Genomic DNA, 1,795 nt, shown 5'->3' with positions numbered 1-1,795 from the left:
TATTAAATATAATTATTGTGGTCTAGCAACATCACCACTTAAAGCTTCTGGTAAATCTAAAACTTGAAGCCCTAACTCTTGAAGGGCGGCAGGTTTCGCGACAACTAAGGCAATATAACCGTCAGTAGTTTGGGTACTATTAACCACTTCTACATCATTGTGCAGTTGAGTTGCTGGAGCAGGTGCATCACCCGTACCTTGAACTAAATGTAACCAGTGTTTTGGTTTTGCTTTAAACCAAAGGCGCGCCACAATTTCTTGACCTAAGTAACAGCCTTTATCGTAATTGACGCCTTCGCGTTGATGTAAACGTAATTCTTGTGGCTGAAACTCATGTTCAGTCGCTTGAGCAATCCATGCTTGACCTGTCATGATGGCTTGTTTTTGCCATTCGGAAATATCAGTTTCTGTAGAGCTGAACTCAGTATGGCCATTCACAACTTTTGGGAATACAGCACCTTGTTCACTTAAGGTCATTTTTGAAAAAGCACCATATTTTTTAATGTGCTTCGCGAATTCTTCAGCTTGATCTTGAGTGACAATAATGTCAAAACTTTCTGCATTATTCTTTTTTAGCCACAAGCCAAAATGGATGCGGCCCTTAAGATCACAAATGGCTGTATAGCGTGTTTCATTTTCAGCTAAACGTTCAGTATCTACAGTCACTTGGCCTTGTAAAAACTTTTGTGCATCTACACCGTTTAATGCATATGAGGAGAAAGCGAGCAGACTCATGATTAATCTCAAATTCAATATGTTTCTTTATGATTGCTGACTATTTTGCTCCATTTTTACTAAAAAATCAGCCATAGTTTTCGTAATTTACTTTTGTATAAAACAATAGGTTTAGGTCAAAAAAACACCAAAAATATACGTTAAAAGAAATTCTACGGTTTAAGCTATTCAACATAATTTTTATAACTTAAATGGACTTAAAATAAGGAGAAGACAATGGCAACAGGTACAGTAAAATTACATCGAGTGTTTAAGGCACCAGCTGAACGAGTTTATCGTGCTTTTCTTGATCCAGATGCTTTAGTTAAATGGATGGCACCTCACGGTTTTACCGCGAAGGTTCATAGTTTTGATGCAAAAGTAGGGGGCTCATACAAAATGAGCTTTACCAATTTCTCAACCGGGTCAACGCATTCATTTGGAGGTACTTATGTTGAGCTCGTTCCCAATGAATTAATTCGTTATAACGACCAATTTGACGACGCAAATTTACCTGGCACGATGCAGGTCACCATTACATTAAAAACAGTATTGGTCGGCACAGAAATACACATTACCCAAGAAGGAATACCTGAAGTTATTCCTGTGGAAGCATGCTATTTAGGCTGGCAAGAGTCTTTATCTTTATTGAAGTTGTTAGTAGAAGCCGACATTCCAGATCAATAATTGTCTTTTTTTAATTGAGATTTAAATAAAAAGTGAGTAGAAAAACTACTCATTTTTTATTTTTTAAACACTATCAAAAATGAACAAAATATTGAATGATCATATGAAGCTCAATGTGTTAAGCCTTCTTGTGAGATAAAGATATGGATATACAAATTAAAAGAATTTATGACGATGTAAGCGGTGGTGATGGTAAGCGAATTTTAGTTGATCGACTATGGAGTCGAGGGATTAGCAAAGAAAAAGCTCATTTAGATTTATGGTTAAAAGAAATAGCTCCTTCAACCGAACTTCGTAAGTGGTTTCATGCAGAGTCCGCAGAACATTGGGATGAGTTCAAACAACGTTATTTAAAAGAACTAGCAACCAACCCCGCAGTAAAAGAGTTATTAGA

General features: G+C 36.6%; 3 protein-coding genes. 2 read left to right on the top strand and 1 reads right to left on the bottom strand.

Going from position 1 to position 1,795, the window contains the following annotated elements:
- Positions 1 to 12: 12 nt before the first annotated feature.
- Complete coding sequence (locus VXQ92_RS16580) at positions 13 to 735, bottom strand: YgfZ/GcvT domain-containing protein (RefSeq protein ID WP_000054208.1); 723 nt, start codon at positions 733 to 735, stop codon at positions 13 to 15.
- A 216-nt stretch (positions 736 to 951) separates the two neighbouring features.
- Between VXQ92_RS16580 and VXQ92_RS16575 the strand changes: the two genes are divergently transcribed.
- Together VXQ92_RS16575 and VXQ92_RS16570 are read left to right on the top strand one after the other, a co-directional pair.
- Positions 952 to 1,401: an SRPBCC family protein gene (locus VXQ92_RS16575; RefSeq protein WP_000190594.1), complete on the top strand. Its 450-nt coding sequence runs from the start codon at positions 952 to 954 to the stop codon at positions 1,399 to 1,401.
- Between the two features lie 143 nt (positions 1,402 to 1,544).
- On the top strand, positions 1,545 to 1,795 hold a 251-nt coding region (locus tag VXQ92_RS16570; protein WP_416682562.1), incomplete at its 3' end, for a DUF488 domain-containing protein.

The organism is Acinetobacter sp. 228 (assembly GCF_048147885.1).
Note: the sequence above shows the minus strand (reverse complement) of the source record. Positions and strands in the feature narration are given on the sequence as shown.